Source organism: Natronolimnobius sp. AArcel1, from assembly GCF_011043775.1.
In the GTDB taxonomy this organism is placed as follows: domain Archaea; phylum Halobacteriota; class Halobacteria; order Halobacteriales; family Natrialbaceae; genus Natronolimnobius.
This window is the reverse complement of the sequence record NZ_JAAKXY010000004.1, coordinates 83,786-102,293: the sequence shown is the minus strand read 5'-3', so window position 1 is coordinate 102,293 and position 18,508 is coordinate 83,786. Positions and strand designations below refer to the sequence as shown.

General features: G+C 59.4%; 19 protein-coding genes. 7 read left to right on the top strand and 12 right to left on the bottom strand.

Annotated features, from left to right (window positions below):
• Positions 1-107: 107 nt before the first annotated feature.
• The 4 genes from G6M89_RS12750 to G6M89_RS12735 all read right to left on the bottom strand — a co-directional run bounded on the left by G6M89_RS12750 (position 108) and on the right by G6M89_RS12735 (position 2,882).
• The gene (locus tag G6M89_RS12750) at positions 108-437 is read right to left on the bottom strand and encodes a CTP synthetase (RefSeq protein WP_165162226.1); all 330 of its coding nucleotides are present in this window, start codon (positions 435-437) and stop codon (positions 108-110) included.
• Positions 437-1,354 (bottom strand): glutamine-hydrolyzing GMP synthase, encoded by a 918-nt coding sequence (gene guaA / locus G6M89_RS12745; protein ID WP_165162225.1) that lies wholly within the window; start codon positions 1,352-1,354, stop codon positions 437-439. The genes G6M89_RS12750 and guaA overlap by 1 nt, the downstream gene beginning before the upstream one ends.
• A gap of 293 nt (positions 1,355-1,647) precedes the next feature.
• A complete protein-coding gene (locus G6M89_RS12740) occupies positions 1,648-2,385 on the bottom strand; it encodes a hypothetical protein (RefSeq protein ID WP_165162224.1) in 738 nt (245 codons plus the stop codon).
• A 227-nt stretch (positions 2,386-2,612) separates the two neighbouring features.
• Positions 2,613-2,882, bottom strand: coding sequence for an ArsR family transcriptional regulator (locus G6M89_RS12735; RefSeq protein ID WP_165162223.1), 270 nt, complete (start codon positions 2,880-2,882; stop codon positions 2,613-2,615).
• Between the two features lie 231 nt (positions 2,883-3,113).
• On the opposite strand from G6M89_RS12735, the gene G6M89_RS12730 reads away from it, so the two are divergent.
• Positions 3,114-3,437 (top strand): hypothetical protein, encoded by a 324-nt coding sequence (locus G6M89_RS12730; protein WP_165162222.1) that lies wholly within the window; start codon positions 3,114-3,116, stop codon positions 3,435-3,437.
• Between the two features lie 160 nt (positions 3,438-3,597).
• Here the strand turns inward: G6M89_RS12730 and G6M89_RS12725 are convergent, their stop codons facing one another.
• From G6M89_RS12725 to G6M89_RS12710, 4 genes are all read right to left on the bottom strand, one after another.
• Positions 3,598-5,361, bottom strand: coding sequence for a family 43 glycosylhydrolase (locus G6M89_RS12725; RefSeq protein ID WP_165162221.1), 1,764 nt, complete (start codon positions 5,359-5,361; stop codon positions 3,598-3,600).
• Between the two features lies 1 nt (position 5,362).
• On the bottom strand, positions 5,363-6,385 hold the full coding sequence (locus tag G6M89_RS12720) for a DUF726 domain-containing protein (RefSeq protein ID WP_165162220.1): 1,023 nt from the start codon (positions 6,383-6,385) through the stop codon (positions 5,363-5,365).
• 174 nt (positions 6,386-6,559) lie between these two features.
• Entirely contained in the window at positions 6,560-8,206 is a 1,647-nt protein-coding gene (pyrG, locus tag G6M89_RS12715) for a glutamine hydrolyzing CTP synthase (RefSeq protein WP_165162219.1), read from the bottom strand.
• Between the two features lie 172 nt (positions 8,207-8,378).
• Positions 8,379-8,741: a hypothetical protein gene (locus G6M89_RS12710; protein ID WP_165162218.1), complete on the bottom strand. Its 363-nt coding sequence runs from the start codon at positions 8,739-8,741 to the stop codon at positions 8,379-8,381.
• 122 nt (positions 8,742-8,863) lie between these two features.
• Between G6M89_RS12710 and G6M89_RS12705 the strand changes: the two genes are divergently transcribed.
• Positions 8,864-9,922, top strand: coding sequence for a PH domain-containing protein (locus G6M89_RS12705; RefSeq protein ID WP_165162217.1), 1,059 nt, complete (start codon positions 8,864-8,866; stop codon positions 9,920-9,922).
• Between the two features lie 72 nt (positions 9,923-9,994).
• On the opposite strand, the gene infB is transcribed toward G6M89_RS12705, so the two are convergent.
• Positions 9,995-11,818, bottom strand: a complete 1,824-nt coding sequence (gene infB, locus G6M89_RS12700; protein WP_165162216.1) for a translation initiation factor IF-2 — start codon at positions 11,816-11,818, stop codon at positions 9,995-9,997.
• A gap of 281 nt (positions 11,819-12,099) precedes the next feature.
• Here infB and G6M89_RS12695 point away from each other — a divergent pair, with 281 nt between their 5' ends.
• A complete protein-coding gene (locus G6M89_RS12695; RefSeq protein ID WP_165162215.1) occupies positions 12,100-12,345 on the top strand; it encodes a PRC-barrel domain-containing protein in 246 nt (81 codons plus the stop codon).
• A 4-nt stretch (positions 12,346-12,349) separates the two neighbouring features.
• Positions 12,350-12,808 carry an NOB1 family endonuclease gene (locus G6M89_RS12690; RefSeq protein WP_165162214.1) on the top strand — a complete coding sequence of 153 codons (459 nt, stop codon included), beginning with the start codon at positions 12,350-12,352 and terminating at the stop codon, positions 12,806-12,808.
• A 167-nt stretch (positions 12,809-12,975) separates the two neighbouring features.
• On the opposite strand, the gene G6M89_RS12685 is transcribed toward G6M89_RS12690, so the two are convergent.
• The gene (locus G6M89_RS12685) at positions 12,976-14,097 is read right to left on the bottom strand and encodes a CPBP family intramembrane glutamic endopeptidase (RefSeq protein WP_165162213.1); all 1,122 of its coding nucleotides are present in this window, start codon (positions 14,095-14,097) and stop codon (positions 12,976-12,978) included.
• A 155-nt stretch (positions 14,098-14,252) separates the two neighbouring features.
• Here G6M89_RS12685 and G6M89_RS12680 point away from each other — a divergent pair, with 155 nt between their 5' ends.
• Complete coding sequence (locus tag G6M89_RS12680; RefSeq protein WP_165162212.1) at positions 14,253-14,861, top strand: DNA methyltransferase; 609 nt, start codon at positions 14,253-14,255, stop codon at positions 14,859-14,861.
• A gap of 156 nt (positions 14,862-15,017) precedes the next feature.
• Here G6M89_RS12680 and G6M89_RS12675 read toward each other — a convergent pair whose 3' ends face one another.
• A complete protein-coding gene (locus tag G6M89_RS12675) occupies positions 15,018-15,161 on the bottom strand; it encodes a hypothetical protein (protein ID WP_165162211.1) in 144 nt (47 codons plus the stop codon).
• 42 nt (positions 15,162-15,203) lie between these two features.
• On the opposite strand from G6M89_RS12675, the gene G6M89_RS12670 reads away from it, so the two are divergent.
• A complete protein-coding gene (locus G6M89_RS12670) occupies positions 15,204-16,550 on the top strand; it encodes an RNA-guided endonuclease TnpB family protein (protein ID WP_165162210.1) in 1,347 nt (448 codons plus the stop codon).
• A 47-nt stretch (positions 16,551-16,597) separates the two neighbouring features.
• Here the strand turns inward: G6M89_RS12670 and G6M89_RS12665 are convergent, their stop codons facing one another.
• A complete protein-coding gene (locus G6M89_RS12665) occupies positions 16,598-17,899 on the bottom strand; it encodes a glucose-6-phosphate isomerase (protein WP_165162209.1) in 1,302 nt (433 codons plus the stop codon).
• A 132-nt stretch (positions 17,900-18,031) separates the two neighbouring features.
• Here G6M89_RS12665 and G6M89_RS12660 point away from each other — a divergent pair, with 132 nt between their 5' ends.
• Complete coding sequence (locus G6M89_RS12660; RefSeq protein WP_165162208.1) at positions 18,032-18,505, top strand: DUF5812 family protein; 474 nt, start codon at positions 18,032-18,034, stop codon at positions 18,503-18,505.
• The last annotated feature ends 3 nt before the right edge of the window (positions 18,506-18,508 follow it).

The following is an 18,508-nucleotide window of genomic DNA, read 5'->3' as shown; positions in this document are numbered from 1 at the left end:
ACAGACTGAAATCGGGCTTGAGACGGTTCATATTAGCGATATAGCTGATTATCGTTCTTGAAGGTAACAAAATTTGTCGGTACTCGAATCGGCCCGGTTACACCTGCTTACCCGAGCAGCTCTTCGGCAACGATTGCCGGCTCGAGCAGGTTGGGGTCAACCGCGAAATCGAGCTGTGCCTTGATGAACTCGGGACTCGAGTCACTCGAGTAGACGACGGTTCGAATGTCGTCGGTGAGATCACAGACGATTGGAATCGTCGTCGCCTGCGAGACGTCCGTCAGGACGTACAGCTGTGAGTCGACGATGCCGGCTTCCTCGAGTTGTGGGCGCGAAATCACGCCCTCGAGTCGGGCGACCTCGACGCCTTCAGCCTCGAGTGCGTCGGTAATGCCGTCCTCGTCGGGTCCGGCAACGACTGCGTTCGTGACCGCCATTATTCGTACTCGATGGTCGCTGGCGGTTTGTGCGTCACGTCGTAGACGACGCGGGCGACGTTGTCGTTCTGGCCCGTAATACGAGATTGGATGCGCTGGAGCGTTTCCCAGTCGATTTCCTGGGCACGGGCGGTCATCCCGTCACGCGATTCGACCGAGCGCACGGAGACGACCCAGCCGTGGACCCGATTATCGCCTTTGACACCGGTTGCCTTGCCGATCACGGCGGCGAGGGCTTGCCACGGCTCGTACTCCTCGAGTTCCTCCTCGACGACGTGACAGGCGTCGCGGGCGACCTCGAGTTTCTCGTCGGTGACTTCGCCGATGACGCGCACGGCGAGTCCGGGGCCGGGGAACGGCATCCGTTCGGCGACGAGTTCGTCCAGACCGAGGTGGCGGGCGACCTCGCGGACTTCGTCCTTGTAGAGGTCGCGAACGGGTTCGACGATGCCGTCGAAGTCGACGACATCGGGGAGTCCGCCGACGTTGTGGTGGGACTTGATCCCGCCTTCGCTCTCGATGCGGTCGGGGTAGATCGTCCCCTGGACGAGGTAGTCCGCATCGGCATCCGTCGCTTCGCGTTCGAACTCGCGGATGAACTGCTCGCCGATGATCTTGCGCTTTTCTTCGGGGTCCGTGACGCCGGAGAGCGCCTCGAGGAATCGATCCTTGGCGTCGACGATTCGCAGCGACTCCATGTAGTCGAAGGTCTCTGCGATCTGGTCGGTTTCGCCTTTGCGCATCAGGCCGGTGTCGACGTAGACCGGCGTGAGCTGGTCGCCAATCGACTCGTATGCGAGTGCGGCGGCCACACTCGAGTCGACGCCGCCCGAGAGGGCGATGACGGCGTTTGCATCGCCGATTTCGTCTTCGATCTCTGCGACTGCTTCTGGGACGAACGTATCTGTCTCTACCATGCGGGGTCACTCTCCTGTCGTCTCAGCGCAACTGCGTCCAAAATAGTGCTATCGAGCGTACTCGCCATGCCGACTTTCGGAACGGGACGGACAAAACGATTTTGAATTGGTAGTCGGCTGTGTCTCGAGGTGGATTGGTTAGGTGGAAGTGACAATTCTTCAGATATAACACGTTAGTCTAATTGGAAGATCTACCAATTGGTGTTTCCAAGGGATAGTACCAAAAACTACAGTTCTCTACACTGCCTCAGCATGAAAAACTAGCTAAAACACAAAAATAGGTACTTTGAAAGCTATAGAACCAAAGGTTCGATATCGTCTCGTATGCTACGAGAATGATCCAGTGTCCAACTGAAGGAGTCGGAAGTGGTTTCTTTTACACCCCATGTCCATCTGCTTTCAGCCACTTTTACCATCTTCCACAAAATATCAAGTTTTTCATCGTCCCAATTCTCATAGTGCATAAAAAATGACAGGCGTTCTTCTTTGGAGAGTTCGATAAGCTCTTCCCGAAGTTCATCGGGTGATTCTGCGTAGACTAATGCAGGTGCGAATACTCGAATCCAGTCATTCGCCTCAACAATGATATCGTCTGTGTACTCATCATCACTTTCTCTTATCACAAAAAATGTTGTGCCATCTTCTGTCCCAGCAAGCCTGCTATTAGGAATTTCTTCAAGGAGATCTCTGAAAATGAGAGTAAACTCATTTAGACTCTTCATTTGATTCTCTAATTGTCTCATTCTACCCCCGATATGACCTTCTACCAATCGGTGTTGATACCCATCGAAATCGTACCAAATGGTTCTAAACTCACCAGATTTCACATCATATGGGAGTTCTCCATTACGAACAATTCTATCTACCTCATCATAGAGGGGGCGATATATGTTATCCCGCCTTTCTTTCCGTTGCTCTACTTTTGATTGGTACCACACTCCCAAAAGAGAGCCTGACAAACCCGACAAACCTGCGATTACTGGAACTGATATCTCAAATGGTATTTGCATTATGCCAGTATCTGGAAGCAACTGTGATAAAATCAACCAATGTTGGAATAGAACTTGTTGATGTCTACATGCTCCTATCAGGGTTTCGAGGATACGATCATCATACTGTCAGACAGAAGTCAATGAGAAGTCGATCGCGAAATTCCGGCCGTCTCCGACAGTGACAGCCGAGTTCAAGCGACCAATCTTCAAATAGTAGTCTCAGCAGCGACATCCACGACACCCCCGATCTTTGTATACTGGTATTTCTACTTTTCAGGCTCTAATTCGTCGGCTTCAAGTTCTCCACTGAGATAGGCACGGCCGCGGTTAGCGACCCGATAGTACCCACGGTCTTCATCGACTTTCTCGAGGAGCTCGTGTTCAACCAAAACGGGAAGCCGTCGTTTCACAGTCGGGTGAGAGACACCATGTATATTGTACGAAACTACCGCTGGTGGCATTGCGATCCCTGTTTCCTCAAAGAACTCGAGGATGGCGGGATCTGATTTCGTCATCCACGATACCAGCGGGCGCATTGGCCTGAGTCTCACACTTCGCCATCATAACTACGGGTGGCATAGCCGGACTCAATACTATTCAGCATTAGATCTGATACTGTACGGGATCAAATTTATGTTCCATGCGTTCGTGAGTGACAACAACGGAAGCCAGAGAGACCCACTTCTGTGGGTTACGAGTTCGTTAGAATTGCGGACCCGGTGCTACCACACCGGCCCGCGTGGCTTCCGTACTCAGGCTACGGACGCATGCAATCGCACGATACTGCGGAGAATAAAGCCTCCGCTCGAGAGTCGTATCGCCCGCACACACTCCCAACGCTTCGAACTGACGGCGGCCAGAACCCACCCGCCACGCCCGAATTCACACTCACCCTCGAGTATACGACGATGGATGGCCGTCGCCAGCGCGTCACCTACGTTCCAGCCACGGACGCCGACGACGCGCGGCGGATCACCCGCGAGCGAGCCGACGGCGAGTGGCGAGAAACCAGCCGCCAACCCATCTCGAGGCTCGCGGTCCACCTGCAGAATCACGCCGGCCGGTCCGGTGATTACTACGCCGGCCCATAACGGCTGTCACGGTCGACAGCCAACCGCCCAGCCTCGCTTGCCACCTCGGTCTGTCACACCGCCACACCAGCGAGAGCGAACAACCGCCCTCGAGCACGTCGAGCGCGTGATTCGCCCCGCCGACGCGGCGATTTCAGACTCGAGACTATACCCAAGCCGACTACACGTGCCGGAGCAACTCGGTCACGTCGCTGAAGCCCACGTCCTCGTTCCCAGCGAAGTCAAAGTACTCGGCATTGTCCTGCACCGTCTCGTCCTGCAGCTGCTCGAAGAGGGTGGCTACGTCGTCGTGGGTAGTCTCGCCATCACCAGTGATGTCGGTATACAGCCCGTCACCGTTCGGGTCCGTCGGCGCGGACGCGCTGTCCCCAATCGGTGCGGGTCCGTCAGTATCGACCGCCTCGAACGTCCAGCGCTGGTCGTCATCGCCAGTCCAGGCCGACTGGACTACGTTCGAACTCGCCCCCTCGAGCGCGGCGATGTGCCCACTACAGGCATTCTCGAGGCGATACGTCCCATCGCCGTTCGCATGGAGATACCAGCGTTGGGTTGGGTGGCGGTGCCACGGCCACTGCTGGACATTGGCTCCCTCGTCCGTGTCGGCGGTTTCGACCTCGAGTGCCTGTTCACTCGCAACGTTTTCCAGCAGGTACTCACCGCCCGACAGGCGTGAGACGTGCCACTCGGCCGTGGAGTCGTCGTCGTCGGTCGTCGTGACGACTGCACTCGCCCCATCGCCAGTCCCATCGACTGCGAGGGACCCGCCGTCGGCGTTGACGATGCGATAGGTGCCATCAGCCACGGGCGCGGATTGCTGACCAAGATTCGGTGCGGGAGCTGACACGCTCGGCGTTTCGTCCCCGCCAATGATCGGCCAGTCGTCGTCGGTCCAGTAGATGCGATCCATGAACAACTGCCTCGCGGGCGGCCAGCCATAGTCGTCTGCTAGCTCCGGCCCCTCGGTGTCGTAGGCGTGATAGCAGAACCAGTGGGTACCATCGTCGTCGACTGTGACATCGCCGTGACCCGGCGCGACGAAACGCTCGTTGTCACCAAGGTGTGTCGAGCCGTCGTTCCACTCGTCGCGCTCGAGCATCGGCGTTCCGTCCCGGTCGTAGTACGGTCCAAGGAGGGACTCCGACCGGCCGACTTCGACCTCGTAGGTGCTATCGAATCCATCACAGCAGTCGCCGGTCGCACCGAAGAAGTACCAGTAGCCGTTGCGCTGGAAGATGGTTGGGCCTTCGTAGGCATCGCCGGCGATCTGGTCGAACGTCTCTGACTGGAACTCCTGAAGGTCGTCGGTGAGTTCGACGACGTAAACGCCCCTGAAGTTAGCCCAGAAGAGGTACGGCGTCCCCTCGTGTTCGACGAAGTAGGCATCGATGGTGTTGCCGGGATAGGGATGGTCCGAGTTCGAGAGCAGTTCCCCATGATCCGTAAAGGGACCGTCGGGCGTCTCGGATGTCGCGACGCCGATTCCGGGTTCCAACTCATCATCGTCGTCATCCCGTGGCCAGAGCGCATAGAACAGCACCCACTGCCCGTCGTGGTAGTTGACGTTTGGTGCCCAGATCGAGCCGTACAGCCAGCCAGGACGAGAGTCGAACGCCTCGCCTTCGTACGTCCAATCGACGAGGTCCGGCGAGGAAAGGATCGGCACCAATCGCTCGTCGTCGTTATCCGTATAGCTCATATTCGAGGCGTACGCCCACCAAGTCCCGTCGTCGGTGCGGTAGATCGACGGGTCCGGAAAGTCCGGACCGTACAGCGGGTTCTCGTAGGACCAGTCGTCGCTACTCGTGCTCGTGGGCGAGGCGGAGACACCCGTTGCAGCCACACCAATTGCACCAATCGTTCCGGCACCGATTGCTTGCAGCAGCCGTCGTCGATCAGGTGCATCAACTCCAGTCGGTTCAGTCATATTAGATCCCCCTCATTAGGGCGAGTACGTCGCTGAAACCGACGGTGCCGTTGTCGGCGAAATCGAAGTACTCGGTGTTGGTCTCGACGGCGTCATCCTCGAGATTCGCAAGCAGTGTCTCGACATCGTCGTGGGTGGTCTCGCCGTCGCCGGTGATATCGGTGTACAGCCCGTCGCCGTTCGGATCCGTCGGTGCGGACGCGCTATCCCCAATCGGTGGCGGCCCCTCGTCGTCGGTCATCGCCGTGGCGAGATCCTGGCCCAACGCCGAACTGCTCATGTATGCGCCGTGGTCCTCGACGGCGTCGGTAACGTCGACGTCCGTGTACGTCTCCGGCGTCGCCGCCGCGTCCGGCGCGCCTTCGGCTCCGAGTGCGGTATCGTCCCCGTTGCCAAAGTCCGGCTGGATGACATCGTCGTTCTCGGAGTGGTAGTTCCGGACCTCGCCGGCCCGATTCGCGATGCCGTCGTACCAGTGGCCGCCCGCAGTCACCATCGAGCCGTCCGCGGCGATGCCAAGCGGCGCGACGGTATCGACGACGTAGCCCTCCTCGAGGGTCGCGAGCGTCTCGAGGACGACGCGGCCGCCAAGCGAGTGACCGACGAGCCGAATCGACTCGACGCCCTCATCGACGGCGGTCTGGACGAGGTCGGCGAGTGCAGCGCCGGCATCCGCTGCGTCCTCTAGTACCGCGTCGGGGTCGGGGGTGCTCGCGTCGTACACGAAGGCGACGGTTTCGTCGGCCTCGTAGCCAGCAGCAGCGAGGACGTCAGCGAGTGTTGCGGCCTGATCGGGGCCGGCGCTGCTACCCATCCACCCGTGTGCGAAGACGAGGAGTTCGTCGACGACGGGAAGCGTTGCGTCCGGCGACTCGCGGATGTCATGGACAGTGATGTCGTTGGACTGTGCAGCGACCGAACTGGCCGTTCCGGCACCGGTGGCGGCGAGGATGCCTGCACCGAGGCCACGGAGGACCGTTCGGCGCCGAGCGGATGTCTGTACCGCCGTCTCATTGTGTGCCATAATTCCACCAATACTGTTTGTGAATATTAATGTTTGGGACCGAAACCCTGCGAACGTACGCAACGCTCAGCAAACGTCGATTTATTCGGAACGCAGTCGTGTCTCTACCGAGTCCCCAACCCGACAAATTCCGGCTAAAAGAACGAATTTTCGCACTCACTGACTGTGTCCGTCTCAGTCGTCGGCGTCGGCGACAGGCACGTCCGCCGAAAGCACTGCTTCGACGAGGCCTAGGAACGGCGGGCTCGGCTGGCCGGGTCGGGACGTGTACTCGGGGTGGTACTGCGTGCCGAGGAAGTACGGATGATCCTCGAGTTCGAGAATCTCCATCCGATTCCCAGCGGTGCCTGAGAAGACCAGTGGCTCGTCTTCGAAGTCCTCGAAGTACTCGGGGTTGACCTCGTAGCGGTGGCGGTGGCGCTCGGTACACGAGGTATCATTATAGAGGTCGTACGCCAGCGTCTCCGGCTCGATCACGGTCGTGTGCTCGCCGAGGCGCATCGTGCCGCCCATGTTCTCGACTTCGTACTGCTCGGGCAGGATGTCGATGACCGGATGGGGCGTGTCTGCTTCCATCTCTGCGGAGTGGGCCTCCTCGTAGCCCAACACGTTGCGGGCGTACTCGACGACGGCCATCTGGAAGCCAAGACAGAGTCCCAAGAAGGGCACGTCGTTCTCGCGGGCGTATCGAACCGCTTCGATTTTGCCTTCCGTGCCGCGCATGCCAAAGCCACCGGGGACGATAATTCCGTCCATCCCCTCGAGTTGGCCGTCGTGACCGTCGGCCATCTCGTCGGCGGCGACCCAATGGACGTTCACGTCGATCCCAACTTCGAAGCCGGCGTGTTTCAGTGATTCGTGGATCGACATGTACGCGTCCTCTAAGTCGTACTTTCCGACGAGGGCGATGTCGATTTCGCCGTCTTTTTCGGTGGTGACGATCTCACGCCAGCCGTTCGTGCGCTCACCTTCCGGCAGGGCATCCTCGGCCATGCCAAATCGCTCGAGGACGTACTGGTCGAGCCCTTCCTCTTCGACCATCAGCGGGACGTGATAGACGTCCTCGACGTCCGGGTTCGAGAACACGGCGTCCGTTGGAATGTCACAGAACAGCGCGATCTTCTCTTTCGTCTCGGGATCGAGTTTGTCCTCACAGCGGCCGACGATCACGTCGGGCTGGAGGCCAATGGAGCGGACCTCCTTGACGCTGTGTTGGGTCGGTTTCGTTTTCTGCTCGCCGTTTTTCGAGTACGGGACGAGCGTCACGTGCGTAAAGAGGATATCCTCGTCGTCTTCCTCGTGGGCGAACTGACGCAGCGCCTCGAGGTAAGGCATCCCTTCGATGTCACCGACGGTTCCGCCGACCTCGACGATACAGACGTCGGTGCCCTCCGCGGCTTCGCGAATGCGACGCTTGATGTCGTTGGTGATGTGGGGGATGATCTGGACGGTCTTTCCGAGGTAGTCGCCCGCGCGCTCTTTCTCGATGACGTGTTGGTACGTTTTCCCCGTGGTGATGTTGTGGTCCGAGGTCATATCGACGTCGAGGAACCGCTCGTAGTTCCCGAGGTCGAGGTCAACCTCACCGCCGTCTTTGAGGACGTAGACCTCGCCGTGTTGGTACGGGTTCATCGTCCCGGCGTCGACGTTCAGGTACGGGTCGATCTTCACCGCGGTGACATCGAAGCCGGCGTTTTTGAGCAATCGGCCGGTGCTTGCGGCCGTAATCCCCTTGCCCAATCCCGACATTACGCCACCGGTGACGAAGATAAACTTGTTCCCCAGTGTGGGGTCATAATCAGTGTCCGATTCCGTCGGCATACCGAGTGTGCGCGCGACCAATTGAAAACGATTTCGGGACTACATTGCGTCCGACACACCCTGTCATTCTGGTTCGTGATACGTTTCGCTCCTGACTCACCACGTCACCAACTCGAGTGCTGTCTCGAGGAATCGGTCGTCGGCAGGCCGTGACTCGTGTTGTCCGGCAGTATCACGAGTCCGCCTGTGGCTCCATATCCTGCACTTCGACGAGTTCTGCGTTCTCGAGGTTCTCTGTGCCACCTGCCAGTCGAATCTGTATCGTCCGTCCCGGCAGTGCCGAATCGTCGGCGTCGTCGCTCGCATCCTGCACTGAGACAGCCGTCGCCCCATCGATTGTTACCGCTCGGCGCTGGATCGGATCGCCCTCGTATTCGACAGTCTCCCACGTCTCGAGGTCGAACTCGTCGATGCTCTTCCCGAAGTATTCCTCTGGCTCCGGATCGACCGCATCCTCGGTCTGGGACTCGCCGGTCGTTCGATTGTCGTCGAACTGGACTTCCTCGTGTTTGTACTGCCTACAATGGATGAGCATGTGCCGAGACACGACAAGCAGCCTGATAATGGTTACACGGGCACCTGACTGGGTGACAGCACACGGGCACATGCTGGCCACTCCAAGCATATATTACGTGTCGACGTTGAAACACCACCACTGTGGTCTCTCGCGACGACCCGCCTGCCGATGGCACCGATCTCGACGCTGGTGACAGCGGCGGTGATCTCGGCACCGCTCCCGACGAACCCGATATCGCGTTTCAGGCCGGTTTCGGCTTCTATCTCGGGCTTGTCGTGACTGCGGGCGTCATGATCGCTGGCATCCTTGCCACCGTCACGACCGGAGCGCTGTTCGGACTGGTCCCCAGTACGCTGTTGATCGTCACGCTCATCGGCCATTTCATCGCACGCCGCACTCGAGGCCTCCCCGAGCGGATCGGTGGCAGCCTCCTGCGACGCGGGGCGTCGTACCTGCCGGTAGCGGCTCTGTTTGCCATTCCAGGTGGGCTTGCGCTCCTGCCGGATGCACCACTTGGTCTCGAGGCTACCCCCCGTCTCGGTGCCGTCGCGGCCGCGTCCGGTCTCGTGGTCGCTGGCGCTGCATACGGACTGAACCGGCTGAGTCGAACGCGCTACGTCGATTCTCGAACCGATGACGAACCGATTCTCAGTTGGGACTGGGTGCAAGTGGGCAGATACTCGAGTGACACCATCTCGATGGTTACCGGGCTGTTCTTGCTCATCTCTGGCGTGGCTCTCGCGACAGACGGGGGTCTGTTCGGTCTGTTCTTGGCGGGGTACGGCGGCTTTCTCGCACTCTCGAGCCAGTACGAGTCAGCGTCGTGGGCCGACCCGGGCGAGCGTTGGAACCCACCGACAATTGCAGTCTACGACGACGGACTCGTCCTCAAGAATCGAACACTCCTTGAGTGGGACGCAATTCTGGATATTCGCCTGACCGACGAGGCACTCGTTATTGAACGCGAGGGATTCGCCCGCGATATTCACTGTGACCGTGCTGCGATGGCTGATCCCGAGGCGGTGCTCGAGACTATCAAGCGGACTCGAGATGGGGCGCGCCGGTCACCAGCAGCGAGCAACATGGCTGAAACTGAGCGGACTGTGCCTGATCAGGATGCAGACACAACGACACAATCTGGCGCTGACTCCACAGTAGACACTGACACAACGCGCGAGCGAACGTCAGAACACGCCTGAAACGGACTGGGTAGTTCGGAGAAGCGTTCTCGAGGCTGTGTTGTCTATCGGAGGACCGTTTCGAGCGGTATCCTACTTGCCCCAGAAGGGGTCGCGACTGCGCTGTTTGTCGAGGTACATGTTCAGCGCCTCGAGTTCGTCGGCTGGAATCTCACTAGTCAGTTCCTGCTCTAAGATCTTTGCGTGTTTTTCGGGGATTTCGATCCAGAGTTCGTCGTCTTCTTCGATCTGGCGGCCAACGGTTGGCCCGTCGATTGCGACCGAGACACGATTGCCTGCACGAGCCTCGTCGACATCTTCGCCCTGTTCCTGAATTCCCTTTACTTGACCAACGCGCTCGGACTCGTTCGAGTCGAACTTCACGACGTTCGCGTTGTTCTGGATGGTTCCCGAGTTCACTTCGACACCGACGACTGCGGGGTCGTTCTGGCGGAAGGTGTGATCGGGCAGGATGCGGAATCGTGCCGGTCGAACGATGTTGTCGAGGATCGTATCCTGCTGGGCTTTCTCGAGTTCCTCGATATGCTCTTCGTACTCTTCGATGAGCTGATAGATGACTTGGTCGGTAAACAGCTGTACGTCGTCGGTTTCGGCTCGCCGATCAGCGTCCGACAGCGTATCGACGTTGAAGCCAAGAATCGCCTGCTGTTTCGGGTCCTCAGCGGTCGACGCAACGGAGATATCTCGCGGGGCAATATCACCGACTTCTGCCCGGACGATTGGCACCTCGGCTTCGTCGAGTGCGTCGGCCATCGCCTCGAGACTGCCGAGCGTGTCGGCTTTGACGACGACACCCTCTTCGGCGGTGTCGACGGCGATATCAGCGAGTTCCGCGCGGACTTCGTGGACGACCTCATCGAGGCTGCGGTTGCGGACGACACGAACCGGTGCGCCGGCCATCGCATCGCCGAGATCCGGTGCGGCGACCTTGATCCCGGCTGCGGCACCGACTTCGTCGACTTTCTCGAACCGGCTCTCGGTTCGGATTTCAGCGAGCGGGCGGGGCTGGAGCAGGGCACGGACTTCGGTCACGATTGGATCGTTCTGGCCACCGACGACGATGGTATCGTCCGCGCGGATCGTCCCATCGTAGAGGACGATATCGACCGTCTTCCCGAATCCTTTCTCCTCTTTGACCTCGAGGACGGTGCCGACGCCGGGGCCGGCAACGTCGATTTCCATCTCCTCTTTCATGTAGCGCTGGGAGAGTCCCATCATGACCGCGAGCAGGTCGGGCACACCCTCGCCGGTCATCGCCGAGACGGGGACGACACCGACGTTGCGCTGGAAGTTCTGGACGCGCCAGTAGAGGTCGGCGGAGAAGCCCTCATCCGAAAGATTCCCGATGATCTCGTAGAGACTCTCATCGAGGCGCGAACTCACGCGATCCGACTGGGCGTCGTAGGTCGCGTTGATCGGCATATCCTCGTTTACGTTCCAGCCCGGCACAGTGTCGATCTTGTTCGCCGCGACGATGAATGGGGTCTGAGACCGTTTGAGAATGTCCAGCGCCTCGAGCGTCTGTGGCTGGAAGCCGTCGTTAACGTCGACGACGAGGATGGCGATATCAGCGAGTGCGCCGCCTCGAGAGCGAAGCGTCGTAAAGGAGTGGTGCCCCGGCGTGTCGATAAAGAGAAGGCCGGGAAGGTCGAAATCGTCCGGATCGACGAGATCGCCCGCAATGGTAGAGATAATATCGAGCGGGACGGCTGTCGCTCCGATGTGTTGGGTAATTGCGCCTGCTTCGCCTTCGATCACTGCCGAGCCGCGGATTTTATCGAGCAGGCTCGTTTTTCCGTGATCGACGTGTCCGAGGACGGCGACGATTGGCGTTCGCAGGGATGTAGGGTCCCGTGAATTCGACTCCGTATCAGTATCAGTGTCCGTATCCGACATGGTGAACCACCCGAGAAGGTCTTGCCTAGAGCGTCCGCAGGCCAGTAGTTAAACCCATCGTCACGCGTGTCTGGTAAGCGATATCGAACCGCTCACGGGGTTCGAATTGACTCGAGCCAAACACTCACTGTTGGAACTCGCTGCCTCAGAACTCTCAGAAGCCACTGGTGATCCAATCGCATGCGGGCTTGCGGTTTCGCAGAGACTGTGTCACAATCGACCGTCTCAGTCACGTTTGTGACCCCGTGGTCTTTAATACCGATTAGTAAATACGGGTATGCATGAGCGATATACTCGCTGAAAATCTCTCGGGGAAATCCGTCATGGGTTCGGACGGAACCGAGCTTGGATTGCTCTACAACATCACGATGGATCTCAAATCCGGCGAACTCCATGATCTCATCATCGAGCCGGACGAAGAAATCTCGCCCCGGACCGTCGATTTCGATATCAACGACGCCGGCCGGTTCCTCGTCCCAGTGAGCCGCGTTCAGGCGGTCAAAGACTACATTGTCGTCCAGCGCTAACGGTATGTACGTTCTCGACTCCTCGGCTTTTATCCACGACTTCCACACGACAGAACAGACTGCAACGATCCCACTCGTCCGCGACGAACTCGAGGACGAGAGTGCCTATCGCTACGATGCGATGGAGGGATCGGGGATGCACATCCACATTCCCAACGATGACACCACCGAGAAAGTTCGCCGCGCCGCGAAAGAGTCCGGCGACCTCGGCGTGCTCTCGGATACAGACATTCGTCTCGTCGCTGCCAGTTTCGAACTCGATGCAACGCTTGTCACCGACGACTACGCGATGCAAAACGTCTCTGAGAAACTACACGTCGACGTCGAAGTGATCGCCCGCGACGGCATCGAAGAACAGCGACAGTGGCGGTACCAGTGTCAAGGCTGTGGGCGCGAGTTCGACGAGGAAAAAGATCGGTGCCCGATCTGTGGTTCGGATCTGGCCCGCAAGAATCCCTCGTAGCTCGGTTTCGTCCACATCGGCCCAGTTCCGCTCCGGCCCACCGCCGGCATTCGAGCAGATACGTGTGCGCGTCTCCCCCGGCTGTCGCACTCGAGAGCACACGGACACACCCCTCGAGTGCAAGTGATACAAGTGAAGCGATGAGCGGCAGTGGTCACCGCGGCCGGCTACCCATACAGGAAGTAGAGATTCGCAAAGAGCAGTGCGTTGTAGACGCCGTGGACGAGTGCTGGTACGAGTAGATTATCCGTTCGTTCGTAGATCGTTCCAAGGACGATCGAGAGCCCGAAGATCGTACCAAGGCTCGCGACGACCTGTCCCGGCCCGGCGGTCCAGTACGCTTGTGTGTGGACGACCGCGAAAATGACGCTGCCGACGACGACGGCGCCGTAGCGCGAGAACGTGCCGTACAGTGCCTTTTGGATGACGTTTCGGTACAGTAGTTCCTCAAAGGGGCCGATGATGAGGATGGCCGCTGGAATCAACACGAGCAGGATTTCGGGGTTCTCTTGTGCTTGTTCAGTTGTGCCGTGGTCTGCGCTTTCGACACCAGTCGTGTGAAACAGCATCGAAATCGCAAATAAGGCACCAAAGAGGACGAACAAGCCCCCGACCGTCCAGACGATATCGCGTGCTGTCGGGATCTTGAGGTCGATAAACGACCAGTCGTAGTCCATGACGGAGACGTACGCGAGTGCGAGTCCACCCATCCCGAGTGCCATTCCGAGTTGGCTGATGACGATCAGTTCGACTTGTGAGAGGGTGTCAGTGACAATAAAGGCCGGCTGGGCAATTAGCAGTGTGGAAATCTGTGCTGCCAACAGTCCGGCAAAGCCCAGAATTGACATCGTTGCCGTCTCGAGACTGCGTTCTGTGAGTGCACCAAGCGTGAGTCCGTAGAACGTAGCCATACTCACACCGGCAGTCAGCGCTGCCGTGACGAAGCCCGCAAAGACGAGCGAAATCGAGGTCTCGAGGCCGGGGACCGTCACCGAGGCAGCGATGCCCTGATTCATCGCGTAGCCAGAGAGAAGGACGACGCCGACACTCGAGGCGAGTGCGGCCAGTGCAGCGACCCGCCGCTCGAGGACACTGTAGCGACTGCCAAGAAAGGCGAGAACGGCGACGGCAGCGAAGCCTCCAGCGCTCCAGACAACAGGGTCCTCGAGGCCGCGCTGGATCGGGACGGCCATCGCGGCGAGGGTGACCGCAGCGAGTGCGGCCCCAATTCCGGGGACGGCGCTGTGTCCGAACGGGGTCGCGTCGTCGGCCCGTGCAGTCTCGGTCATACAGTCAGTTTCGTGTGGCTCGTCTTAGGCGCACCGCAATCGGTAGAGTCGATCAGACCGGGGCATGGATCGATTTCCCTCGAGGTGACAGTCGTCGTCCTGGAAACCGAAACCGGAGCCAAAACCGAAGTCGTTGTAGATCAGAACGGTATGCTATGCAGACAGATCTATCGCTCGAGTACGCTCATCCAGACGAGTTACCACCCGGACACGCAAACGAGGTGCGAACGCCGGCCACGCTCGTCGAGCACTTCCTGCGGGAGTACTCCGAACCCGGTGATCGGGTCATCGATCCGTTCGCCGGGTACGGAACGACACTAACGGTCGCCGACCGACTGGACCGAGAGCCGTACGGGATCGAGTACGACGCTGATCGGGTCGAATACATCGAGGGCCAACTCGAGACCGCAGAGGCCGTCCGCCACGGCGACGTGCTCGAACTCGAGGCGTCGTGGATCCCGGCCTGTGACTGTTGTTTCACGTCGCCGCCGTTTATGTGGAAAGACGACGAGCGCAACCCGTTCGAAAACTACGGCGGCGAGAGTACGTACGAGGCGTATCTCGCAGATATCGAAACCGCGTTCACTCGATTGGAATCCGTGTTACACCCGGACAGCGCAGTTATCATCGACGTTGCGAACATGAAACACGAGGGCGAGGTCGTTGTCACGTGGGACGATGACGGCGACAACGACCGCGACGGCAACTTCGGCTACGGCTACGATCACTCGTACTGTCTGGTCTTTCGAAACCGCGCCGAGTAGCAGACTGACTTCGAACGAGCGGACTACCTTTCAACAGCGAGAGAGTCCCACCGTTCACGGCGTCCTCAGAACGCATAGCGTTCTGATGGGCATCGCAAACCTACGGTTTGCTCAACGGGCGTGAATCGCGTAAGCTCCGGTGGGAACCTCGTCCTGCTACTGCTGATCCTGAGTCTCCGTTGCTTCCAGACCTGCTTCTAAAACCTCAGTATAGGCTTCCGAAAGGTCCAAATCGTTCGCTTCTGCGTGGTCTTTGACTCGGCCACCGAGCGTGTGTGAAATATCGATGTTGGGTCGCATGACGAAAAGACTTTAAGACCAAAAGTATAATAATCTGTTGTCGTGAAGCGCACCAACACGTTCGCCGTGCGCCCGCTCTCCAACAAGGGAGAGCAACTGCTACTAGACTTGTTGGACGCTTCCGCCGCTCTCTGGAACGAGGTTAACTACGAACGCCTCATGCGGTACAACGACGAAGACGGCTACGAAGACGAGGACGTGTGGGACACCGATACTGGCCGACTCGAAGGCACGTACAAAGGCGTTCTCGGTGCGTCCACCGCCCAACAAGTGATACGGAAGAACTCCGAAGCATGGCGTGGGTTCTTCGATACGAAGAACAAGTATCACGACGAGTCGAATACGTCAGTCACTGAACACCCGGAGCCACCGGGGTTCTGGGGCAACAAAGACGACGGACGAAAACTGCATACCGTCATCCGCAACACGTCGTACACCATCAAATGGGGAGACTGTTCCCGGCTCGAAATACTGGTCGGGAGCGAATTGAAAGACCAATACGGCCACACCGGGCGTCTCCGGCTGGAAATCGCTGGCAACCCGAATTGGTCCGAGTACGAGAAACAGGGCCGGTTAGACTTGTGGTACGACGAGACAGACAGCACCTTCCGAGCTTCGCAACCCGTGACTGTTTCTGACGATGCGCGGGACACTCCACTGGCCGATAAAAAGGCCGCTCTGGATATTGGTGCAAACAATCTCGTTGCCTGTACCACAACGACTGGCGAGCAATACCTGTATGAGGGCCGTGAGTTGTTCCAGCGGTTCCGCGAGACGACGCGAGAAATCGCCCGGTTACAGTCGAAACTCGAAGAAGGCCAATACAGTAGCAAGCGTATCCGGCGGCTGTACCGTAAGCGAACCCGCCGCCGCGACCACGCCGAAGAGGCACTGTGTCGTGATCTGCTGGAACGTCTGTACAAGGGCGGTGTGGACACGGTGTATATCGGTGGCTTGACTGACGTGCTGGACACGCACTGGTCGGTCGAGACAAACGCCAAGACGCACAACTTCTGGGCGTTCAAGAAATTCACCAAACGGTTGGCGTGTTCCGCCGAAGAATACGGTATCACGGTCGAAGTGCGGTCGGAAGCGTGGACCAGTCAAGAGTGCCCGCAGTGCGGCGGCACAGACCGCACCACACGGCATCAGGACACGCTCACCTGCCCGTGCGGGTTCGAGGGGCACGCCGATCTCACTGCGTCGGAAACGTTCCTGAGACGGCACGCAGAGCAGGCAGTCGGGCTGATGGCACGGCCCGTGCGGTTCGAGTGGGACGACCATGATTGGTCGGGAATACCATATCCTCACGAAAGTCCCAAAGAACAGCGCACAGACCCGAGTACCGTCCACCGTGACGGGAATATTGCCTCCGGGGAATTGGCATAGCCGAGACTCCCACGGAGGAAACCCCGGCGTTCGCGCCGGGGAGGATGTCATCGCTCGATGCGCAGTTCCGTCTTCTCCGCAACCGCGTCAGCCTCTTCGAAGTCGCCGCCGCCGAGTAGCCCTCGAGTCGCCTTTTTCGCCCATTCGACGGCCGGCTGTTCGAACGTGTTGACGCCGTACAGTTCGCCCGCGAGCACGCAGGCCGCTTCCATCGCGTACAGAAACCCGCCGAGTTCGTACTCGTCGACGCGCTCGAGTTCGATTCGGACGTTCGGTCGGCCTGCAGCGGCGAGGCTCGCTTCGGTCGCCTCGAACTCCGCGGAGAGCAGTTCGCCGAGCGTCGAATCGCCGAGATAGGCAAGGTCCTCGACCTCGGTGTCGGGAATCGCTCGATCCGACTGCTCCTGAGGCACGACGAAGGTGACGAGTTTGTCTCGCGGTCCCGCGCGGTAGAGTTGGAGTTGGGAGTGCTGGTCAGTCACGCCGAGCGCTCGAGCGGGCGTCTGCCCGAGGTCGTCTTTGCCGAGGCTCTCGGCCCAGAGCTGGGCGAACCACTCCGCCGAGGTCTCGAGTGACTCCGCGTAGGGCATCATCGCGTTGATCGCCGCGCCGCGTTGGTCGAGTGCGTAACTCGTCGCGCCGTAAGCGTAGGCCGGACAGTCAAACAACGAGCCAGTAAGCGTCTCACGCTCGGCAGCAGCGCCCTCGAGCAAGGCCTCAACATCGTGGCCACAGACTTCGGCGGCGACCAGTCCCACAGCAGAGAGCGCCGAAAAACGGCCAGGAACGCCGTCCGGCACTTTCAGCGAGGGGAGATCGTGGCGATCCGAGAGGTCCCGAAGCGGGCCGGACTCGCCGGTCGTTACGATTGTGCGTTCGGTCCAGTCGACGCCAGCGTCCTCGAACGCCTCGCGGACGACCAGAAAGTTCGCGAGCGTCTCCGCGGTGGTTCCCGAGCGCGAGACCACGTTGATCGCCGCGCTCTCGAGATCCAGTCGCTCGAGGTGACTCGAGACCCAGTCGGGGTCGACGTTGTCGAGGTAGATGGCCTCGGTGTCGCTCTCGTCGGCGAGTGCGTCCGTGAGTGTCGCCGCGCCGAGTGCGCTGCCGCCAATGCCGACCGTGATGAGCGCGTCGGCGTCCGCGACCGGTTTGACGGCCTGGCGGATGTCGTCGGGATCGACGTTCTCGGGGAGGTTCAGTGCCTCGTAACCGTGTTCGGAATTTGCCATCCCCTGCTCGATGCGTTCGTGTGCGTCCGCGACCTGTGCGTCCAGTCGCTCGAGGCTCTCCTTCGAGACGCCCGGCGACGCAACGGTGGCAAGTGCATTGCCGATATCGATGTTCATGCTCGAGACGGCAACCGCGCGGAGTAAAGGCGTTCCGTCATTCGCTGGCGGCGTCGGCGCGAGGCGATGAGTGTCCCTGCCGACCGGACAGAAGCCGAAACCCCAAAACCCATCCTTGATCTATAGGCGGATATGAGCGAAACAACGGGCACTTTCGTTGTCACCCACGCCGAAAGCGAGTCGGCCGTCGTCCGCGATGTCGACACTGCACAGGTTCATACACTCGCGTCCAATCCCGGTCTCGAGTTACACGACGTCCTCGAGGCGACTGTCGCACCGGAACCCCCGCTCGAGGTCACCTGGGAAGTGATCGACGTCGAGGAGCGACGAACGGTCGATGTGATCGACAGCGACCTCGAGCCGACCACACACGAAAAAGAACTCGCAGCCGATGCCGAGGTCGGCGACCTAATCCAGGAAGAACGCGCTGGAACCGGTGAACTCCACATTTTCCGCGTGCCGGAAGAAGACATCGAGGACGCGGCTACTGATGTCCTCGAGGACGAAGAAACTGTTGCGCGTGCTGCACGACTCGAGGCAGTTCGCGTGGAGGTTCGTCGTTCAGCCGACGACGGCGTGTTGAGTGTTCGATACCTGCCGGACTGAACC

Bases quoted from the DNA above. Each gene is read 5' to 3' on its own strand.
- G6M89_RS12750 (WP_165162226.1), bottom strand. From the start codon at position 437: ATGGCGGTCACGAACGCAGTCGTTGCCGGACCCGACGAGGACGGCATT.
- guaA (WP_165162225.1), bottom strand. From the start codon at position 1,354: ATGGTAGAGACAGATACGTTCGTCCCAGAAGCAGTCGCAGAGATCGAA.
- G6M89_RS12735 (WP_165162223.1), bottom strand. From the start codon at position 2,882: ATGCGCCCGCTGGTATCGTGGATGACGAAATCAGATCCCGCCATCCTC.
- G6M89_RS12730 (WP_165162222.1), top strand. From the start codon at position 3,114: ATGCAATCGCACGATACTGCGGAGAATAAAGCCTCCGCTCGAGAGTCG.
- G6M89_RS12725 (WP_165162221.1), bottom strand. From the start codon at position 5,361: ATGACTGAACCGACTGGAGTTGATGCACCTGATCGACGACGGCTGCTG.
- G6M89_RS12720 (WP_165162220.1), bottom strand. From the start codon at position 6,385: ATGGCACACAATGAGACGGCGGTACAGACATCCGCTCGGCGCCGAACG.
- pyrG (WP_165162219.1), bottom strand. From the start codon at position 8,206: ATGCCGACGGAATCGGACACTGATTATGACCCCACACTGGGGAACAAG.
- G6M89_RS12710 (WP_165162218.1), bottom strand. From the start codon at position 8,741: ATGCTCATCCATTGTAGGCAGTACAAACACGAGGAAGTCCAGTTCGAC.
- infB (WP_165162216.1), bottom strand. From the start codon at position 11,818: ATGTCGGATACGGACACTGATACTGATACGGAGTCGAATTCACGGGAC.
- G6M89_RS12695 (WP_165162215.1), top strand. From the start codon at position 12,100: ATGAGCGATATACTCGCTGAAAATCTCTCGGGGAAATCCGTCATGGGT.
- G6M89_RS12690 (WP_165162214.1), top strand. From the start codon at position 12,350: ATGTACGTTCTCGACTCCTCGGCTTTTATCCACGACTTCCACACGACA.
- G6M89_RS12685 (WP_165162213.1), bottom strand. From the start codon at position 14,097: ATGACCGAGACTGCACGGGCCGACGACGCGACCCCGTTCGGACACAGC.
- G6M89_RS12680 (WP_165162212.1), top strand. From the start codon at position 14,253: ATGCAGACAGATCTATCGCTCGAGTACGCTCATCCAGACGAGTTACCA.
- G6M89_RS12675 (WP_165162211.1), bottom strand. From the start codon at position 15,161: ATGCGACCCAACATCGATATTTCACACACGCTCGGTGGCCGAGTCAAA.
- G6M89_RS12665 (WP_165162209.1), bottom strand. From the start codon at position 17,899: ATGAACATCGATATCGGCAATGCACTTGCCACCGTTGCGTCGCCGGGC.
- G6M89_RS12660 (WP_165162208.1), top strand. From the start codon at position 18,032: ATGAGCGAAACAACGGGCACTTTCGTTGTCACCCACGCCGAAAGCGAG.